This window comes from Hahella sp. CCB-MM4, from assembly GCF_002260525.1.
GTDB lineage: Bacteria > Pseudomonadota > Gammaproteobacteria > Pseudomonadales > Oleiphilaceae > Hahella.
Genome location: NZ_MRYI01000061.1, coordinates 1 through 644, shown reverse-complemented (window position 1 = coordinate 644; position 644 = coordinate 1). Strand labels below are relative to the sequence as shown.

Here is a 644-nt window from a genome sequence, read left to right as displayed (position 1 = left end):
CCGTGGTGGTGATGATTGAGACCATCTTCCTGCTGTCGATTTTTGCCGAGATCTTCACCACCACCGGCGGTGGTCCCGGTTATGAGACCACCAATCTGGCGTTCCTGATCTACAGCCAGGCGCTGCTACAGTTTGATGTGGGCATGGCCTCCTCGGGGGGGCTGATCGCCGTGGTGATCGCCAATATTGCGGCCTTCGTCCTGATCCGGATGATCGGCAAGAATCTGACTGATAAGCCATAGGGTTTGTTGGGGCTTCGGCATCATCACTGTTGCGCCTGCAAAAGTGCCAGGCTAGGAATGAGGAGTGTAGTTTGGTTATTCCAAATGAGCGACGAATAACGACGACAGGCGCTTTTGCAGGCGCAACCCGAAGGGCTGGAGCTATTTTTGCGCCCAGCCTCGTTGTCGGTCGCTTATGTAGAATAACTACACTGCGCTCCCTCCGCCTCGCCGGATCACAAGAATCGCTTCCAGCAGTGACGATGCCGAAGCCCCAACAAACCCTTGGAGAAAGCGACCATGTTATCTCTTAAACAAGCCCGTCAACTGCAGACCGTGCTCCTGGGATTGCTGGCCTGGGGCGTGGCCCTGCTGATCTTCTTCCCCATCTTCTGGATGGTGCTGACCAGCTTCAAGACCGAA

Annotated in this window: 2 pseudogenes; both read left to right on the top strand. The window is 55.6% G+C overall.

The window, feature by feature from the left end:
- A pseudogene (locus BTA51_RS28875) lies at positions 1 to 242 on the top strand (sugar ABC transporter permease); the annotation flags it as partial.
- Positions 243 to 521: 279 nt separating this feature from the next.
- A pseudogene (locus BTA51_RS28870) lies at positions 522 to 644 on the top strand (carbohydrate ABC transporter permease); the annotation flags it as partial.